This window comes from Parahaliea mediterranea (assembly GCF_017255185.1).
In the GTDB taxonomy this organism is placed as follows: Bacteria; Pseudomonadota; Gammaproteobacteria; order Pseudomonadales; family Halieaceae; genus JAFKCZ01.
Genome location: NZ_JAFKCZ010000002.1, coordinates 97,927 through 116,669 on the forward strand (window position 1 = coordinate 97,927; position 18,743 = coordinate 116,669).

Genomic DNA, 18,743 nt, shown 5'->3' on the forward strand with positions numbered 1-18,743 from the left:
TCGCCCCCCGCTCCCGCGCCGCGAGCAGGCAAGCGCGGCAGAGGCAGTGTTTCCAGCGCTCGGCAATGTAGGCGCGCTACCCCGGCGTGTGCAGGATCATCCCCTGTAGCGCTGCTCCAGCTCATCGATAAACGCCTTGCCGACGAGCCGCTGACGCTCGGCAAAGGGAGCCACCAGTTCCGGGTCCTCCTTCAGGTGGCGCTGATCGCGCAGCACGGACAGGGCCCGTTGCATGCCGGCCACGGCACCCTGCAGGGCCGCGTTGGCATACAGCACGAGTCCGTAGCCGAATTCGGTGAGGTCATCCGCGGTGGCAATCGGCGTTTTGCCACCGATCACCATGTTCATCAGCAGGGGTGCGTCGAGAAACCGCGGCATGCGACGAACCTCGTCGGCACTTTCCAGCGCCTCGACAAAGAGGATGTCCGCACCGGCTTCGGCGTAGCGCTGTGCGCGCTCCACCGCGGCATCAAAGCCATCGATGGCGCGGGCATCGGTGCGCGCCATGATCAACAAATCCTCGCTGCGGCGGGCATCCACCGCCGCCTTGATCTTGCCGATCATTTCATCGGCCTCGATCACCGCCTTGCCGTTGAAGTGGCCGCAGCGCTTGGGGCTCACCTGATCCTCCAGCTGCACGCAGTCGGCACCGGCGCGCTCCAGGGTGCGGATGGTATGGCGCACATTCACGGCATTGCCGAAACCGGTGTCGGCGTCGACCAGCAGTGGCACCTCCACCGCGTCGCGAATACGCGCCGTCTGTTCGGAAATTTCCGCCAGCCCCATGAAGCCCATATCCGGCAGGCCGATATGCATATTGGTCACACCGGCGCCGGTGACGTAGATGGCCTCGAAGCCGAGGTCGGCGATCACCCGTGCCGACAGGGCATTGAAGGCACCCGGAACCAGCACACCGCGCCGGGCCCTGGCCAGTTGCCGCAAAGTCTTTCCTGTGGACATAGTTATTTCCCGTTCGTCAGATTTCAAATGTTATGGCATTGCGGCTTGGATGCACCCCGGCCCAGACAAACCGCAATGACTTCCCAGTCAGCACGTCAAAGGCTCCTGTTTTGACGGCCTGGACCAGGGTGCATGCTTTCTTCGATGGATTGGCGGACACTCAAAAGCTATCCTCCGGCACCCGCACCCAACCCTCCATCAGGATGCGCGCGCTGCGGCTCATCACCGCGCGCTTTGCAATCCACTCGCCGTTCTCCCGCACCGCTTCCGCGCCAACGCGCAGGGTGCCGGAGGGGTGGCCAAAACACACCGCGCTATGCTCGCCACCGCCAGCGGCCAGGTTGACCAGGGTGCCGGGAATCGCCGCCGCGGTGGCGATGGCGACCGCCGCGGTGCCCATCATGGCGTGATGCAACTTACCCATCGACAGGGCGCGCACCAGCAGGTCGATATCCCGGGCGGCGACGCGATTGCCGCTGGCGGCGGTATAGTCCGCCGGCTCCGCGACGAAGGCGATTTTCGGGGTGTGTTGGCGCTGTTGCGCTTGTTCCGGCCTGTCAATCAGCCCCATGCGCAGGGCGCCCGCGACGCGGATCCGCTCCAGCTTTTCCAGCGCCCACACGTCGTTGTTGATGGCCTCGCGCAATTCGATGCCGGTATAGCCAATGTCCCGGGCATTCACGAAAACGACGGGAATGCCGGCACTGATCATCGTGGCCGGCAGCGCGCCAAGACCGGGCACCTCGAGATCGTCGACGAGGTTGCCGGTGGGGAACATGGATCCCTCGCCATCGGAGGGGTCGAGAAACTCCAGCACGATTTCGGCGGCGGGGAAGGTCACGCCGTCGAGTTCGAAGTCGCCGGTTTCCCGTACCTGGCCATTGCTCACGGGGACATGGGCAATAATCGTCTTGTTGATATTGGCCTGCCAGATGCGCACCACGCAGGTGCCGTTGTCGGGCACCCGCGCCGGATCGACCAGGCCGGCGTGAATCGCGAAGGCGCCGGCGGCGGTGGACAGATTGCCGCAGTTGCCGCTCCAGTCGACGAAGGCTTTGTCGATGGCGACCTGGCCGTAGAGGTAGTCCACGTCGTGGCCGGGCCGCTCGCTCTTCGACAGGATCACGCACTTGCTGGTGCTGGAGGTGGCGCCGCCCATGCCGTCGATATGCGCGGCGTAGGGGTCGGGACTGCCTATGACGCGCATGAACAACCGGTCCCGCGCATTCCCCGGCACCTGGCAGGATTCGGGCAAATCCCGCAGGCGAAAGAACACGCCTTTGGACGTGCCGCCGCGGATATAGGTGGCGGGAATGCGTAGTTGTGGGGCTTGAGTCATCAATCCATTCCTTTGTTCCGGCGAACGCGCTCAGGCAGCCTTGTTTTGCGCCAGGAAATCCTGGGCGAAACGCTGCAACACGCCTCCGGCACCGTACACGGAGACCTCCTCCGCCGTTTCCAGCCGGCAGGTGACAGGGACTTCCACCCGTTCGCCGTTGGCTCGGCGGATGATCAGGGTCAGGTCGGCGCAAGGCGCGATCTCGCCGCTCACATCGAAGGTCTCGGTACCGTCGATGGCGTAGGTCTCCCGCGTCTCGCCGGGCTTGAACTCCAGCGGCAGCACGCCCATCCCCACCAGGTTGGTGCGGTGAATGCGCTCGAAACCCTCGGCCACGATCGCCTCCACCCCCGCCAGCCGGACCCCCTTGGCGGCCCAGTCCCGGGAGGAACCCTGGCCGTAGTCGGCGCCGGCGACGATGATCAACGGCTGCTTGCGCTGCATGTAGGCCTCGATTACCTCCCACATGCGCAGCGTCCGGCCCTCCGGCTCCAGGCGCGCCAGCGAGCCCTGGATCACCTCGCCTTTCTCGTCGCGACACATTTCGTTGCGCAGTTTGGGGTTGGCGAACGTCGCGCGCTGGGCGGTCAGGTGATCGCCCCGGTGGGTGGCATAGGAGTTGAAGTCCTCCTCCGGCAGGCCCATTTTCGCCAGGTACTCCCCCGCTGCGCTGGTGGCAAGGATGGCGTTGGACGGCGACAGGTGGTCGGTGGTGATATTGTCGCCCAGCACCGCCAGCGGACGCATGCCCTTCAGCGTGCGCTCCCCCGCCAGCGCGCCTTCCCAGTAGGGCGGGCGGCGGATATAGGTGCTTTGCGGGCGCCAGTCGTAGAGCGGGCTGGGCGCGCGCTCGCCGCGATCCAGGTCGAACATGGGGATGTACACCTGGCGGAACTGCTCCGGCCTGACGAATTCCTCGACGATGGCGTCGATCTCTTCATCCGACGGCCACAGATCCTTGAGGGTGAGGGGATTGCCGGCGCAGTCACTGCCCAGTACGTCCTGCTCGATATCGAAGCGCACCGTGCCGGCAATGGCGTAGGCAACCACCAGCGGCGGCGAGGCCAGAAAGGCCTGCTTGGCATAGGGGTGAATGCGGCCGTCGAAATTGCGATTGCCGGACAGCACCGCGGTGGCGTAGAGGTCGCGGTCGATGATTTCCCGCTGGATGACCGGGTCCAGCGCGCCGCTCATGCCGTTACAGGTGGTGCAGGCGTAGGCGACAATGCCAAAGCCCAGCTTTTCCAGTTCCGGCAGCAGTCCCGATTCCTCCAGGTAGAGGCGAGCGACTTTTGAGCCTGGCGCAAACGAGCTTTTCACCCAGGGCTTGCGCACCAGCCCCAACTCGTTGGCTTTCTTCGCCAGCAGGCCGGCGGCCACCACATTGCGGGGGTTGGAGGTATTGGTGCAGGAAGTGATCGCGGCAATGATCACCGCGCCGTCCGGCAGCTTGCCCCGCGCTTCCTCCGCGCGGGCTTTGTCGAGGTCCACGGCGATACCGCGCTCGCGCAAATCGCGGGTGGCGAGACGACGGTGGGGGTTTGAGGGCCCCGCCATGGTGCGCTCGACACCGGAGAGATCGAACACCAGTTCGCGCTCGTATTCGGCGCTTTCCAGGTCGTCGGCCCACAGGCCGGTGGTTTTCGCGTACTGCTCCACCAACCGCACCTGCTCCGGTTCGCGGCCGGTCAGGGTCAGGTAGTCCAGGGTCTGCTCGTCGATATAGAACATGCCCGCTGAGGCGCCGAACTCGGGGGTCATGTTGGAGAGGGTGGCGCGGTCGCCGATGGTCAGGGCGCGGGCGCCCTCGCCGAAGAATTCCAGGTAGGCCGACACGACTTTTTCCCGGCGCAGGAACTCGGTCAGCGCCAGCACGATGTCCGTGGCGGTAATGCCGGGCTGGCGCTTGCCGGTCAACCTGACGCCGACGATATCCGGCAGGCGCATCATCGAGGGCCTTCCCAGCATGACGGTTTCCGCTTCGAGACCGCCGACGCCGATAGCGATCACACCGAGGGCATCCACGTGTGGCGTGTGGCTGTCGGTACCGACGCAGGTATCGGGGAAGGCCACGCCGTCGCGGGCTTGGATGACCGGCGACATCTTCTCCAGGTTGATCTGGTGCATGATGCCGTTGCCGGCGGGAATGACGTCGACGTTCTCGAAGGCAGTCTTGGTCCACTCGATAAAGTGGAAACGGTCTTCGTTGCGACGGTCTTCGATGGCGCGGTTCTTGTCGAAGGCTTCAGGATCGGACCCCGGCGCCTCGACAGCCAGCGAGTGATCGACGATCAGCTGCGTGGGCACCACCGGATTGACCTCCGCCGGGTCACCCCCCTGTTCGGCGATGGCGTCGCGCAGCCCCGCCAGATCCACCAGCGCGGTCTGGCCGAGAATGTCATGGCAGACCACCCGCGCGGGGTACCAGGGAAAATCGAGATCGCGGCGGCGCTCGATCAGCTGCCTGAGCGAGTCTGTCAGCACCGCCGGGTCACAGCGGCGCACCAGTTGCTCGGCCAGCACCCGGGAGGTGTAGGGCAGGCTGTCATAGGCGCCGGCCCGGACCGCGTTCACGGCGGAACGAACATCGTAGTAGTCCAGGCCGGTGCCCGGCAGGGGAATGCGATGGGCGGAGTTCATCATCGACAACGTGTAAACCTCTTTGACATCAATGCCACCGCGGCGCGGGGCCATTGCCGCGGCATACGGCACAAAAAAGCCTGCCTGGCGCCAAAGACGCGCGGAACGGCAGGCATCGCGGCAGGCGCCTTTGCACCTTGCCCAGCGGGTTCAGAGGCGCTGCTCAAGCGCGGTAAAGGCCTGATCCTCGGGGCCGATGTAGTTGGCGCTGGGACGGATGATTTTGTTGTCGACGCGCTGCTCGACCACGTGGGCGGCCCAGCCGGCGGTCCGCGCGATGACAAACAGCGGGGTGAACATGGTCGTTGGCACGCCCATCATGTGGTAGCTCACGGCGCTGAACCAGTCGAGATTGGGGAACATCCGCTTCACCTCCCACATCACGTTCTCCAGCCGCTCGGCAATGTCATACATTTTCATGGTACCGGCTTCTTCGGACAGCTGCCTGGCCACATTCTTGATCACCACGTTACGCGGATCGCTCACGGTATACACCGGGTGACCGAAGCCGATAATCACTTCCTTGTTGTCGACGCGCTGGCGGATATCCGCCTCCGCCTGATCCGCCGAGTCATAGCGCTTTTGCACTTCGAAGGCCACTTCGTTGGCGCCGCCGTGTTTCGACCCGCGCAGGGCGCCGATGGCGCCGGCGACGCAGGAATACATATCGCTACCGGTACCGGCGATCACCCGCGCGGTGAAGGTCGAGGCGTTGAACTCATGCTCGGCGTAGAGTACCAGCGAGGTGTGCATGGCGCGCTCCCAGGAGGCCGGGGGTTTGTCACCGTGCAGCAGGTGCAGGAAGTGCGCACCGAGGGATTCGTCGTCGGTATCCACGTCGATACGCCGGCCGGACGTCGACCAGTGATACCAATACAGCAGCATGGAGCCCAGTGAGGCCATCAGGCGGTCGGCAATGTCGCGGGCGCCGGGAATGTTGTGATCGTCCTTCTCCGGCAATACGCAACCCAACGCGGACACGCCGCAGCGCATCACATCCATCGGGTGAGCCGCCGCCGGCACCGCCTCCAGCGCCTCCTTGACCCGCGCCGGCAAGCCCCGCAAGGCCCGGAGCTTGGCCTTGTAGGCGCGCAGCTCCGCCGGGCTCGGCAGCTTGCCGTGTATCAGCAGGTGGGCCACCTCCTCGAAATCGCAATTTTCGGCAAGATCCAGGATGTCGAAGCCGCGGTAATGCAGATCGTTGCCGGTGCGACCGACGGTACAGATCGCCGTATTGCCCGCCACCACACCAGACAGCGCCACGGACTTCTTGGGCTTTCTCGCAACGGGCACCACCGTTTCACTCGTTGTCATTGTCACTCTCCACCTTCCCAGGGCCCGGCCATATGCCGGGCCGGATCCATTCGCGCCCGACCGGAATTAACAAGAAGCGATATTTGCAAACATTGCAATCGGCCGGCGAAGCGACCGCCGAACTCGCGCGTTCGCGCAGCTGCCCACGGGCCTTTCAAAACCAGCACTAACGCCTTATATTGCGTATGATTACGCGGCCAACAGGAACCATCAATCCCTGAATTAGTGGCGATTTGCGAAGCCGGGCTGCGATTTTGCAAATTTTGCGAACCTCGCAGCCGCAACGTCACCCGTGGAGGTATTGTCATGCGCAAGATGTTTATGGGAGTCCGCCTGCGCTCACTGCGCGAACAGCGGCAGTTGACCCAGGCCCTGATGGCCCAGCAGCTGGAGATTTCCCCGAGCTACCTCAACCAGATCGAGAACAACGAACGGCCGCTGACAGTACCGGTGCTGTTGCGCCTGCAATCGCGGCTCGGTGTCGATCCACAGTTCTTTTCCGAGGACGAGGACGCCCGCCTGCTGGCCCAGGTGCGCGACGCCATTGCCGACATGGCCGCCGATGTCCCCACCGCCGAACTGCAGGGCTTTGTGCAGCAAATGCCGGCGCTGGCAGACCTGTTCACCCGCCTGCACGCCCGCTGCCGCAGCGCCGAGGAACTCAGTATCGGCCTCGCCAGCAGCAGCGATGACCGCAACCGCGGGCTCGCCAGCGGCCTGACCCAGCCCCACGAGGAAGTCCGCGACTTTTTCTATGCCCGGCACAACTACATCGACACCCTGGATACCCACGCCGAAGCACTGCACGCGAGGCTGACTGGCAACCCGGGGGCGTCGAAGCGGAAAGCCGCCGGGGGCGACCCGGCCACACTGAACTCGACGGAACTGATCCCGCTATTACAGGACTACCTGCAGGAGACCCACGGGGTTCGCGTGCAGAAGCGGTCCGGCGGCAACAGCGCCACCCTGCGGCATTACGACCCCAGGGCAAAAATCCTGCAAATCGACACCACCATCGAGCCGGGCCAACAGGCCTTTCAACTGGCCATCCAGGTGGCGCACCTTGAAGTCGGCGAACGGATTGAGGAAATTACGGCAAGTGCCGAGTTCAGCGGGGAATCCGCGCGCAAATTGACCGGCATAGGCCTGGCCAGCTATTTCGCCGGTGCACTGGTACTGCCCTATCGGCTATTTCTCAATGCGGCAGAGCAATTGCGCTACGATATCGACCTGTTGTCGGAGCAGTTTGGGGTCAGCTTTGAAACCGTCTGCCATCGCCTGTCGACGCTGCAGCGCTCTGACGCTCGCGGGGTACCCTTTTTCTTTGTGCGCGTGGACCGCGCCGGCAATATCTCCAAACGCCAGTCGGCAACCGACTTCCACTTCTCCCGCACCGGCGGCACCTGCCCCCTGTGGGCGGTGTACGAGGCCTTCGCACAACCCGACAGAATCCTCACCCAACTGGCCGCCATGCCCGATGACCGAATCTACCTGTGGCTTGCACGCAGCGTAACCCACCGCCGCGGCGGGTACGGCACACCGGCGCGCACCTTTGCCATCGGCCTGGGTTGCGATCTGCGTCACGCCGAACGGCTGGTGTACGCCCAGGGCCTGAATCTAAAGGATCCAAGCGCCGCGACACCCATAGGTGTCGGCTGCAAGGTCTGTCACCGCAACGATTGTGGCCAGCGCGCCTTCCCCGCTCTGGATCGCCCGCTGCGAATTGATCCAAATTCCCGGCAGTGGGAGCCCTACCCGATAGACGTCCAGAAATAACCGGCCCGCTAGCGCGGCAGGTTGTCCCGCAAGAAACGCAGCATGTTGCCGCCCATGACCTTGCGGATTTCCTGCTCGCTGAAACCTGCTTTCAACATCTCGTCGGTCAGCACGGCGAGCTCGGAGGTATCGAAACGGGTGGTGACCGAACCGTCGAAGTCGGAACCGAGGGCGACATGGTCCACCCCCACCAGGTCGATGCCGTAGCGGATGGCGGCGACGATGTCGGCTGGGCTGTCGCTGCAGATTGCGCCGGCCCAGTAACCCACGCCGATGATGCCTCCACCGGCGGCAATGCGCTTCATCAACTCGTCGCTGATATTACGGGGGCCCGGGCAATGGCCGTAAAAGCCGGTGTGGCTGACGATCAGCGGCGCCTCGCCGCGCGCGAGCACGTCTTCCACCACCGCCGGCGCGGAATGAGCGACATCGATCATCACGCCCAGGCGCAGCATCTCGTCCACCGCGCGCTCACCGAAGTCCGTCAGGCCGTCGCCACTCTGTCCGTGCAGCGATCCCCCCAGCCTATTGTCAAAGAAATGATGCAGGCCCATCATGCGAAAGCCCGCGTCAAACAACACCTGGATATTGCCCAGATCGCCGTCCAGCGCGTGCGAGCCCTCGGTGCCCAGCAGGCCGCCCACCACGCGCTCGCCCCCCGAGCGTCGCTGCATCAGGCGCTCGAGGTCATCGACGTTCACGACCAGCTGCAGGTCATCGGGCGAGCGGGCCTCGAAGTCCTTGAGCTTGCCCGCCTGGTACAGGGCCCGTTCCGTCAGGCTGTCCCAGGTGCGCGCGGGCCAGGTCTGGGCCAGAGCGAGCAGCGTGATGCGATCGCTCGCTTCGGTGGCGTTTTCCTCGTAGTTCTGTCCGGCCGGCGACTTGGTGACCACGGTGAACATCTGCAGGGCCACGTTACCGGCCTGCAGGCGGGGGATATCCACCTGCCCGCGGTCGGAGCGGCGCAACAGATCGCGCTTCCACAGGGTACTGTCGGCGTGCCAGTCGCCAACCACCAGCTGCTGGTGCAGGGCGCTGGCCCGCGGGGAAATCGCGTAGGGCTGGTGGGGTTCCACCACATTCATGCCTTTCTCGATCTGGCCCGGGACCAGGGCAATGGCGCCCGCGCCGATAAGCACCAGCACGAGCAACAACAAAACGAGCCCTCGAATCATGATTCCCCCTTCATTTTTTCTGCGTTCTAGTATTGCGCAACAGCGCGGAAGGCGCCGACGCGACCGCGATGCGGTTCCGCGCCGGCACCCACTGGCATGACAATGCGCCCGTCAAAAAGTGTAGGCCACTTCGACGCCGTAGGTGCGTGGATCGGCCGGGAATTCGGCAATGGTGCCGAAGAAATCCGCCGGCGTGTTGAGCGAGTACTCCTCGTCCAGCAAATTGCGCGCCCACAGGTACACCGACCAATGCTCCATGGCCTCGACGCCGATGCGGGCGTTGAGCACGTCGTAGCTGTCAATATAGCCATAGGGTACGTTACCGCCGGGACCTGCCACCCTGACATTATCCTCGGTGGTATAGGTACCATCGCTGTAGGTCCAGTCGATGCGGGTAACCAGCTCCGCGTTCCAGGCGTCGATGGCGTGGTTGTGCTGGACCGCGAACGCCGCGCTCCACTCGGGCGCCAGCGGCAGCTTGTTGCCGGACAGGTCGGCGCCGAGTCCGTCGGGATGACGGCTCGAGCCGCCACCCGGGAAGTCCTCGAACTCCGCGTCGTTGTAGCCCACGGAACCCTGCAGCATCAACGCCGGGCTGGGATACCAGGTTGTCTCCACTTCAAAGCCCCGGGACTTCACCTGGGCGGCGTTGCGAATCGTCATCGCCGACAGGTTGTTGCCGAGGTCGATGTACTGGTTCAACTGGTAGTCGTCAAAGGTCATCTGGAAGCCGGCGAGCGCAAATCGCAAGTTGCCCTCAAGCGCGGTTCCCTTCAGTCCTATTTCGTAGGCATCGACTGTTTCGGTATCGAAGTCCAGGCCGTTGTCGAACGCATTCTGGGAAACAAAGTCCACGTTGAAGCCACCGCTCTTGAAAGCGGAAGAGTATTTGGCGTACACGTTGACATTGTCACTGATCGCGTAGGTCAGGCTGAGTGTGGGCGAGAAATCATCGTAGGACTTCGAATCCCGGTACACCGCGGTGGTACGCCCGTCGACGATCGGCCCCACGGCCACACCGAATATCTGCGCGATGGTCACCGGGACCACGCCGCCCAAGTACACCACGTCACCGAGCATGGCGTAATCCACCGTTTTTTCCTCTTCGGTGTAGCGCGCGCCGAAGCCCAGCGTCAGGCGGTCGGTCAACTCATAGGTGCCGTTAATGAACGCCGCCCAGCTTTCGGTATCCACGTCCCCGTAGGTATTCAAGCTGGCGCCGGTAAACAGGTCGCTAAAGGGCGCCAGTGGCACCCCGAGGGTGTCGAACAGGACGTCGGTCTGCGAGCCCAGGGTCGGCACGCGCTCGCTGGTGGCACGCTGGTCATACAGGTAAAGACCCGCCACATACTGCAGGCGCTCCCCCTCGGGGGAGAAGAACTGGAGTTCCTGCGACCACTGCTCGTACTGGTCGGGATAATCGACTTTGAGCAGGTCGTAGGCCGATTGGTCGGAGTCCTGGATGCGGTGCGATTGGGTGTCGCGGTAGGCGGTGATGGAGCGCAGGCTGTAGCCGCGGCCCAGTTCGATATCGGCGGTGGCGGAAATCCCCCAAATCTCGCGCTTTTCGTAGTTGTCCACGTTGTTGGAAATTTCCAAATCCCCGGGCGCCAGCGGGTCGGGAGTCACGGTGCCGGACCAGTCGGTCACCGCCTCGCCAAAGAAGGACACGCGCTCGGATTCCAGGTAGTCCGCCGCCAGGTTGAAGTCGACGCGGTCACCCTCGTAGCGGATCTGACCCCGGTAGGAAGTCCCGTCGCGCTCGTTGAAATCCGTGCCGGTGGTAATGTTTTTGACAAAGCCATCGCGGTGGTTGTCGCTGACCGAGAAGCGCGCCGCGATGCTGTCGGTGAGGGGCGCGTTGACGATCGCGGACACGCGATGGGAGTCCAGATTGCCGTACTCGCCCCGCACCTCCGTCATGAATTCCCGGTCCGGCCGGTTGGTGATCAGGTTGATGGCCCCGGCCACCGTATTCTTGCCGAACAGGGTTCCCTGTGGACCACGGGCGATCTCCACCCGCTCCAGGTCCAGAATATCCAGGTTCTGGGCGGGCGACTGGCCCAGGTAAACACCGTCCAGGTACATGCCTACGCGGGTGTCGAAGCCGATATTGCGCGTGGTGGCCCCCACCCCGCGAATGCGCACGGCGGTACTGCTGTCGTTGCCCGAGGTCATGGAGACATTGGGCACGAACTCGGTCAGCTCGCGCATCTGGCGCACACCCGTCTTGTTCATGGCGTCGGTACCCATTACCGCCATGGAGATCGGTACGTCTTCCAGGCTTTCACTGCGCTTTTGCGCGGTGACAATCACTTCCTCCAGCAGGCCCTGCTGGGCGAAGGCACCACTTGCTCCCGTACCAGCGGCGAGCAGGGCCAGTGATAGGGCCAGGGGGGATCGTTGCATGGTTTTGTCCTCGTTATTTCTTTGGAACAGCGAGCCGCCTTTCACTCGGGCGGCCATGGAAAAACTGAGCGGGGCCAAGTATCGAAGCTTACCTGCCGCATTTCTTGACAGTTGAGGACAACAAAGCGACATTACGGGACTCGACAACACCGTGGCCGCCTCCATGCAGAGCAACAACTCACCGCTGATACGAAGCACCATGCTCACCGGACTCGAGGCGGCGGCCCGGGAACTGGACATGGATCTACTGCCCGCGCTGCGCGCCTCCGGACTGGCCCCGACCCTGCTTGAGGCCCAGGAGCACTTTGTGTCCCGGCAGGCGTTTAGCCAGTGCCTTGAACTGCTCGCAGAGCAGTACAACTGCCCCCACCTGGGCCTGGTGGTGGCCCGGCACAGCCGCGCGGTGGGCTCGGGCGCCCTGGCGCAGCTGGCGAAAGCCTCCCCCACCCTCGGCGCGGCGCTGGCCAACGCCTATCCACGCCTGCGCCTGTACACAGATGCCCGCTGGCATATAAAACGCGATGGCAGCCACGTTGAACTGACCTGCACCGTCCCACACAGCCGGAACAGCCAGCGCCCCCAAATCCAATCCCTGTCGATCGCCCAACACGCCAAGGCAATTCGAGAACTGCTGGGTGACCACTGGGCGCCAACCTCGGTTTCCTTTGCCTTTCCGGCACCGGAAAAGCGCCAGCACTACAAGCGCTATTTTGCCGCCCCGGTATACTTTGACCAGGAATACGACGGCCTGCGCTTTCCGGCACAAGACCTGGATATCCCGATTACCAGTCACGACCCGGAGTTGCTGGCCATTCTCGAGCACTACCTGGCGAGCCCGGCACTGGAAATCGCCCCGGACCTTGCCGGACGGGTCAGCACGATCATATGCCAGCAACTGGGTAACGGCCGCTGCGGCATGCAGGACGTCGCCAACATCCTGGACTGGCATCCCAAAGCGCTGCAGCGGGCCCTGCGCGCCGAGGGCAGTACCTTCAAGGACCTGCTGCTCAGCGCCCGTCTGGACCTCGCGGAACAGCACCTCTCGCGCTCGCGAATAGGCCTCGCGGCGCTGGCCGACATGCTCGGCTACAGCTGTCCCAGCGCCCTGTCACGGGCGTTCAAACAGCGTCACGGCATGTCGCCCCGCGCCTGGCGACAGCGGATGGCGGCCGACCGACCAAGCGCCTGAATCACATTGCGGTATAGGGGCTCACAACCTGTTCTTCCAGGACAATTTGCATTCGCCGCTGGTACTCCTCCCACCAGGACAGCAACTCGTTGAAAACATCCGGGTGGCGACGGGAAAGATCGAGCGTCTCCCCCGGGTCCTCGTCGAGGTTGTATAGCGCCCACTCGCCACTGCCGTTTGGGGAGCTGACAAACATAAGCTTCCACTGGTTCTTGCGGATCGCGCGCTGGCCAAACAGCTCCCAGCCAAACACATCGTCTGCGCCGTGTACCCGCTGCCGCTCGCCAGCCAGGTAGGGCAGCATGGATCGCCCGCGCACCACCAGGCGGTCACCGGATGCTTCGGCGACCTGCACCCCCGCCATTTCCAGCAACGTTGGCGCGATGTCCCGCGCGTTGGCAAAGGTGTTGCTGATTTCACCACCGCGCGGCCAGCCGCCATAGTGAATGATCAACGGAGAAATCAATCCACCTTCCGCGACCACGGACTTGTACAGGCGTCGCGGCGCGGTTGCCGCCTGGGCCCAGTTTGGACCGTAGGACAACAGTGAATCCGGCCCTCCCCAGTCCTTCACCGCGCCGGGATCGATAGGCGGGAAGTCGGGCACCTTCCTGGCCATGTTCTCCAGTGTGTCCGGCGCGGCCCCGTTGTCCGACAGGAAGATGATCACCGTGTTGTCAAACTGGCCGGTTTGCTTCAGGTAGTCCACGACACGCCCGATATTCCAGTCCATGCGGTCGACCATGCCCGCGTAGATTTCCATCTTCCTGGCCTGTTCACGCTGTTGATCCGGACCGAGGCTGTCCCAGTCACGCAGCGTCTGCGGGGACTGTACCGGGGCATTGGCCGCGAGCAATCCAAGCTCCGCCTGCTTCGCCACCCGCTGCGCGCGCAATACCTCCCAGCCGGCGTCGTAGCGGCCGCGGTACTTCGCCGTATTGGCAGCGGGCGCATGCAGCGGCCAGTGCGGCGCGGTAAACGGCAGGTAGGCAAAGAACGGCCGGCCGTCACCCTCGTCCAGGAAGGCCAGCAACTTGTCGGTAAAGTAGTCCGAGGAATAGAACTGCTCGGGTATGCCCACCGGCTCACCATTTTCGGTGTAGTTGGCGCCACCGAGCGAGGCCGGCGGCATGCCGGGCTTGCCAAAGTGATTGTGTCCGCCTTCCAGCAGCGCAAAAGCGCTTTCGAAACCGCGGCGGTGGGGGTCCTGTTGCGCTTGCTTGCCCAGGTGCCACTTACCGCTCATCACCGTACGATAACCCGCCGCCGACAGGCGCTCGGCAACGGTGAGCACGCCCTCGTCGAGATACCCCAGGTAGCCGGGCTTCCCACGCTGCGCGTCGGTAATCAGCTCGGCCATGTTCGCAAGCCCGGCGAGGTGATGGTCGACACCGGTCAGCAGCTCCGCCCGCGTCGGCGAACAGGTCGGCGTGGCGTGGAAATTACTCATGCGCAGGCCGGAAGCCGCCAGCTGATCGAGGTGGGGCGTGGCGATCTCCCCACCGAAAGCCCCCACATCCGAGAAGCCCATGTCATCGGCCAGGATCAGCAGGAAGTTGGGGCGCTCATCCGCGGCCGCTGCCAGCGATATGCCGACACAGCCCAGGATACAGGCAAGTGCGCGGCAGGCGGCGCGCCTGGCCGCGGTGAAAGGCAAAACACTCATTGACGGGTCTCCGCACTCAATACTCATAGATCACATCAACGCCGTAGCTGCGGGGCTCGCCCCAGGCGGTTATCCCACCAAAAGTGGGGCCGTTGAGGTAGGCGTATTCCTCGTCCGCGAGATTCTTGCCCCACAGCGCCACCCGCAAGCCGCCCGCCGGGAGCCCGGGAATCCCGGCCAGTGTCAGGCGGGCATCGACCAGCCCGTAGGCGTCGATGGTGTAGCGGCCGTTGAGCGTAGTCGCGGTGATATAGCGGTCGTCCAGCCAGCTGTAGTTCAGGTAGGCCTGCAGCGAACCCAGCGGGGTCTCGGCGATATCCCAGGCCAGGTTGGCGCGGAAGCTGTTCTCGGGAGCGTTGACGAATTCATAGTGATCGGTGACGTCGCGACCCAGGCCGTCGCGAATCTCGTTGTAGCTGGCGTTCAGGTAGGCGTAGTTAAAGCCCAGGGTGAACCCCCGACCAAGCACCGCGGTGACATCGAGCTCCACCCCCTCAATGCTGGCATCACCCGCGTTGAGGATATCCGCCTTGCTCGGGTCGTCGAGCACGGTTTGGGCATTGAGCTGGATATCCTCGTAGTCCGCCAGAAACACCGCGATATTCGTGCGCAGCCGGTTCTGCAGCCACTCGGCTTTCAAACCCAACTCGTAGGACCGCAGTGATTCCTCGCCGAAACCGTCCTCGAAGAAGGTCATGGTTGTGGCGCGAATATTGAACCCGCCGGTTTTGTAACCCTCGCCGGCCTTGGCGTAGATATTGGTGTGATCGCCCAGGTCATAGGCAAGCGTTATCGTCGGCGTCAGGTCGCTAAAGTCTCTCGAACCTGCGCCCTGCTCCTGGCTGCCGGGAATGACGATATCCAGGGCATTCAGCTGGTTGTTGCGCAGCAGCTGCGCCCGGCGCTTGTCCTGGGACCAGCGCAGGCCCGCGGTGACGTGCAACCGACTTTGCAGGATATCCGGGGTGTAGGTAACCTCGCCGTAGGCGGCGCGTGCGGAATTTTCGATCGTCGCCAGGGAGTACTGGCGAATACCGAAGCCCGGCAGCCAGTTGAGCGTTTCGCCGTCGCCGTCCTCTTCGAAGTAGTACAGGCCCAGCGTGTACTCAAGCCGCTCATCCAGGGCCGACCCCAGCAACTGGAGTTCCTGGCTCAACTGGTCCTGGTCGACCCAGGAATCGATATAAAACGGCGTGTTCGGACGCCCGGTACCCGAGAGGTAGTCCTGGTACACATAGCTGTCGAGCTCCCGGTAGCTGGTGATCGAGCGCAACGTGGTACCGTTGTCGAGGAACCAGCTCAGTGTCAGCTGGTGCCCCCCGGTAGTGGCGTCGTTGGGCTGGATGTCCTGGCTACCGGCATGGCTCGCGTGTGGACGATCGACGGAGACGCCCAGGGTGCTCGGCATGAGATAGTCCGGTGTGTCGCCGATGTGGGAGCGATCAAAACCGTAGCGCAGGTCCAGGCTATCGGTCGGCGTCCATTTGACATCCAGGCGCTGGGCATCGCGGTCCTCGTCGCCATAGCGCGCCTCCCCGACACCCCGGTTGTCGATGAAGCCATCCTCTCGCGCGGTGAGATAATACCCCTTAACCGCCAGTTCATCGGTGATCGGCACATTTACCATGGTTTTAGACAGCAGTTTATTGCGGTTACCAAGGCTCAGCTGTTGCTTGAACTGCCAGCGACCGATCTCCGGCGCCACGGTGATGAAATTGACCGCGCCGCCAGTAGCGTTGCGCCCGTAGTGAGTGCCCTGGGGCCCGCGGAGAATTTCCACCCGCTCCAGGTCCGCCACCTCCATCCCCATGCCCTGGGTGCGCCCCATGTAAACGCTGTCGAGGTACACCGCGACGCTGGGGTCCTGGGTGATCTGGTCATCGAAGTTACCCACCCCGCGAATGTAGACCCGGGGCGTCGTCGCACTGTTGGGGTGGGGGGTAGTGCGAAAATTGGGCACATTGGCGCCGATATCGTCGATATCGCCAATCGACAGGGTCTCCAGCTCGCCCGATCCCAGCGCGACCAGCGAAATGGGCGTGTCCTGGAGGCTTTCGCTGCGCTTCTCCGCGGTCACGATGACTTCCTCCAGCATCCCCTGGGTGACGGGCCGGGCATCAACTTGCTGGGCAAAAGCGAGCGGCGACACCGTCAACGGTGGCGACATCAGACCCAGGACACAGACAGCCCTTTGCCAGGTGAATCGGGATAGTTGGGCGTCGGTGGCAACTGTACGTTTTTTCATAGCTTTCCTTCTATTTATACCAATCAGTACGAAGCCACTGAGCCCCGGGGCCTCACGCTGGCACTCGAAACCTCAATGACGGCATAATCCTGAAACGTTGGGCCCACAACCGCCTCCGCGCGCCTCGGCAGGGATTCCGAGCCGATCGGCGAGGCTTAAATAACCAGGCTCGAAGAGAATCGGGGGAGGCGGGAATAACAATGCGGCTTTCGGCTACGGTGACATCGCGGCAATGACTTTCCTGAGAGAGGCATTGCTGGTTGCCTCCGCGCAGGGCGCCTTGTTGTGCGCGGTCCTGCTCAGCGTCCCGTCGGGCAACCGCCGCGCCAATAACCTGCTGGTGCTGTATATCGGGCTCGAGTCACTGCACCTCTTCTACCTGTACCTGGTTCAGCTCGCGGAGTTCAGCGCCCCCTCCTACACCCTGCGCATGGTCTTCGGCCTGCGCTACCTCGATGGTCCGGTCCTGTTTTTGTACGTCAAGGCGCTGACCGATCCGGATTTTCGCCTCCGGCCCCGGGAACTGGCGCACACATCGGTGCTTCTGGTGTGGCTGGCCTGGTTCGCCTATATGGCCAGCTCCCCCGGCTGGCTGCGGCTGAACACGCAGGCGCTGCAAGTCCTCCCCAGCACGGTACTGGCATCGGCGATGCAGAGCCTGATTGTGATGGTATACGCCCTGCTGTCGCTGCGGCAGGTCGAACGCCACCGCCACCGGGTCAAACAGGCGCTTTCCGCGGTGGACAGCCTGGGCCTGGGTTGGCTGCGCTGGCTTTTGCTGTGCATGGTGCTGGTCAGCCTGTTGCACATTGCCTGCGACGGATTCCGCTGGCTGGGCTGGATGAGCAGCGATGTGAAGGCGGTGATCAACCTGTCGGTGACGGCGTTGCTTGTCTATTTCATCGCCATCGGCGGCCTGCGGCAGCCACAGATTTTTAGCGATCATGTGCGGGCCGCGCTGGACGGTGTACATAGCGGCCACGTGGCGGCGCCCGCGGAAGTGGATACCGATAGCGGCAAATACCAGAAATCGGGGATGGATATCGAACGCCGGACGGAACTGTGGAAACAATTGCAGGGCCTGCTGGCCGCGGACAAACCCTATCTCGAACCGACCCTCGACTTGCCGAAGCTGGCGAAAATGTTGGCGATTCGCCCCCAGGAGCTGAGCGAGACAATCAACCAGGAATACGGCGGCAGTTTCTACGACCTGATCAATTTCCACCGTGTCGAGGCCGCAAAAACGTTGCTGGCCGACCCTGCCTCGAAGCAGCGCAAATTGCTGGACATCGCCTTGTCCGTCGGTTTTGTCAGCCAGTCCACTTTTTACAACCGCTTCAAACGGGTCACCGGGCTCACACCGGCCAAGTATCGCGAGCTCGGGGGGCTGGCCGGAACCGCCAATTCCAAACCTCACACCACCGAGTTGGCTAGCGGGAGCTAATGCGAGGCGGGACGGTGTGGGAAAGACCTTCGGGAAATTCTAGCGCGGACTATCAGCGCGGATGGCGAGCGACATTACACATCGGGCCGCCGCCACACCCAGATTGCGACGCACAGCAGGAAAGCGGGCAATATCACCCGCACCGCGACGGGAGCCGGGAATACCAAGACCGAGGTGGCGCTCAGGACCATCATCGCGCTGGCCGCCCATTTCGCCTTGCGCGGAATGGCCCGGTGCTCGCGCCAGTGACGGATGGTGTCGCCGTAGCGCGGGTGGGCCAGCAGCCAGCGCTCCATCGCCGGCCAACCGCGGCCGCCGCACCACGCCGCCAGCAACAGGAAGGGCACCGTGGGCAAACCGGGAACCACCACCCCGATAAAACCCAGCGCCAGCGCCCCCAGGGCCAGCAGGCGCCAGACCAACGTCACGAGACCGGCCACGGCTAGCGCCCCACCCCAAGAGCCAGCCCGCGAAAGCGGCGCGCGCCAAACCTGTCAGTAGCAGCGACCCGCCTGCCCATGGTGCATCCTCCCGACCGCCCACGGGGCGGGGACTTTGCCCGCCAGTGTAGCGAGCGCAATGAAGA

12 protein-coding genes are annotated in these 18,743 nt (G+C 63.6%); 3 read left to right on the forward strand and 9 right to left on the reverse strand.

Features of this window, described 5'->3' with window-relative positions:
* Positions 1 to 96: 96 nt before the first annotated feature.
* The 4 genes from JYP50_RS02915 to prpC all read right to left on the reverse strand — a co-directional run bounded on the left by JYP50_RS02915 (position 97) and on the right by prpC (position 6,253).
* A complete protein-coding gene (locus JYP50_RS02915; protein WP_206558975.1) occupies positions 97 to 960 on the reverse strand; it encodes an isocitrate lyase/PEP mutase family protein in 864 nt (287 codons plus the stop codon).
* Positions 961 to 1,120: 160 nt separating this feature from the next.
* Positions 1,121 to 2,299, reverse strand: a complete 1,179-nt coding sequence (gene prpF / locus JYP50_RS02920) for a 2-methylaconitate cis-trans isomerase PrpF (protein ID WP_206558976.1) — start codon at positions 2,297 to 2,299, stop codon at positions 1,121 to 1,123.
* Between the two features lie 30 nt (positions 2,300 to 2,329).
* Positions 2,330 to 4,942 (reverse strand): Fe/S-dependent 2-methylisocitrate dehydratase AcnD, encoded by a 2,613-nt coding sequence (gene acnD, locus JYP50_RS02925; protein WP_277602413.1) that lies wholly within the window; start codon positions 4,940 to 4,942, stop codon positions 2,330 to 2,332.
* A gap of 147 nt (positions 4,943 to 5,089) precedes the next feature.
* Complete coding sequence (prpC, locus tag JYP50_RS02930; protein WP_206558977.1) at positions 5,090 to 6,253, reverse strand: bifunctional 2-methylcitrate synthase/citrate synthase; 1,164 nt, start codon at positions 6,251 to 6,253, stop codon at positions 5,090 to 5,092.
* A gap of 306 nt (positions 6,254 to 6,559) precedes the next feature.
* On the opposite strand from prpC, the gene JYP50_RS02935 reads away from it, so the two are divergent.
* The gene (locus tag JYP50_RS02935) at positions 6,560 to 8,029 is read left to right on the forward strand and encodes a short-chain fatty acyl-CoA regulator family protein (RefSeq protein ID WP_206558978.1); all 1,470 of its coding nucleotides are present in this window, start codon (positions 6,560 to 6,562) and stop codon (positions 8,027 to 8,029) included.
* Positions 8,030 to 8,037: 8 nt separating this feature from the next.
* On the opposite strand, the gene JYP50_RS02940 is transcribed toward JYP50_RS02935, so the two are convergent.
* Positions 8,038 to 9,204, reverse strand: coding sequence for a dipeptidase (locus JYP50_RS02940; RefSeq protein WP_206558979.1), 1,167 nt, complete (start codon positions 9,202 to 9,204; stop codon positions 8,038 to 8,040).
* Positions 9,205 to 9,315: 111 nt separating this feature from the next.
* Entirely contained in the window at positions 9,316 to 11,613 is a 2,298-nt protein-coding gene (locus tag JYP50_RS02945; RefSeq protein ID WP_206558980.1) for a TonB-dependent receptor, read from the reverse strand.
* Between the two features lie 163 nt (positions 11,614 to 11,776).
* Between JYP50_RS02945 and JYP50_RS02950 the strand changes: the two genes are divergently transcribed.
* Positions 11,777 to 12,802 carry an AraC family transcriptional regulator gene (locus tag JYP50_RS02950; RefSeq protein WP_206558981.1) on the forward strand — a complete coding sequence of 342 codons (1,026 nt, stop codon included), beginning with the start codon at positions 11,777 to 11,779 and terminating at the stop codon, positions 12,800 to 12,802.
* A 1-nt stretch (position 12,803) separates the two neighbouring features.
* Here the strand turns inward: JYP50_RS02950 and JYP50_RS02955 are convergent, their stop codons facing one another.
* Positions 12,804 to 14,468 carry an arylsulfatase gene (locus JYP50_RS02955; protein WP_206558982.1) on the reverse strand — a complete coding sequence of 555 codons (1,665 nt, stop codon included), beginning with the start codon at positions 14,466 to 14,468 and terminating at the stop codon, positions 12,804 to 12,806.
* A 16-nt stretch (positions 14,469 to 14,484) separates the two neighbouring features.
* A complete protein-coding gene (locus JYP50_RS02960) occupies positions 14,485 to 16,713 on the reverse strand; it encodes a TonB-dependent receptor (protein ID WP_206558983.1) in 2,229 nt (742 codons plus the stop codon).
* 232 nt (positions 16,714 to 16,945) lie between these two features.
* Between JYP50_RS02960 and JYP50_RS02965 the strand changes: the two genes are divergently transcribed.
* On the forward strand, positions 16,946 to 18,157 hold the full coding sequence (locus JYP50_RS02965; protein ID WP_206558984.1) for a helix-turn-helix domain-containing protein: 1,212 nt from the start codon (positions 16,946 to 16,948) through the stop codon (positions 18,155 to 18,157).
* 74 nt (positions 18,158 to 18,231) lie between these two features.
* On the opposite strand, the gene JYP50_RS02970 is transcribed toward JYP50_RS02965, so the two are convergent.
* Positions 18,232 to 18,597 (reverse strand): DUF454 family protein, encoded by a 366-nt coding sequence (locus tag JYP50_RS02970; protein WP_206558985.1) that lies wholly within the window; start codon positions 18,595 to 18,597, stop codon positions 18,232 to 18,234.
* Between the last annotated feature and the right edge of the window lie 146 nt (positions 18,598 to 18,743).